Source organism: Bacillus sp. LR--39 (assembly GCF_053613335.1).
The window spans coordinates 1-502 of the sequence record NZ_JBSIOT010001703.1 but is presented as its reverse complement, the minus strand read 5'-3'; the positions used below and the strand labels follow the sequence as shown (position 1 = coordinate 502).

Here is a 502-nt window from a genome sequence, read left to right as displayed (position 1 = left end):
CCAAACAGCTATCACTTCTATATGAATGACCGTTTATTTCAGCATATCGACAGCAAGCCTAGCCGGCATTTTATTCCGAATGGAAATGCAGACGATTTGGAAGCCGAATGCAGACGGTATGAACAGCTAGTCGAGTCCCTCGGCGGCACTGACATTCAGCTTCTCGGCATCGGCCGAAACGGACACATCGGCTTTAACGAACCGGGAACGTCTTTCAAGTCGCGAACTCATGTTGTGACATTAAATGAGCAAACCCGCCAAGCGAATGCCAGATATTTTCCTTCCATAGACAGCGTGCCGAAAAAAGCGCTCACAATGGGAATTCAAACGATACTCTCAAGCAAGCGCATTCTGCTGCTCATTTCTGGAAAAAGCAAAGCGGAAGCTGTTCGTAAGCTGTTAGAAGGAAACATAAGCGAAGATTTTCCTGCATCTGCTTTGCACCTACATTCCGATGTTACGGTTTTGATTGATCGTGAAGCCGCGTCATTAGGACCTTGAA

General features: G+C 46.8%; 1 protein-coding gene. It reads left to right on the top strand.

Annotation, left to right across the window (positions count from 1 at the left end; all coding sequences use genetic code 11):
* Nucleotides 1-501: glucosamine-6-phosphate deaminase (nagB, locus tag ACWHAR_RS32665; RefSeq protein ID WP_452089122.1), on the top strand; the 501-nt coding region annotated here is incomplete at its 5' end.
* Nucleotide 502 lies beyond the last annotated feature (1 nt).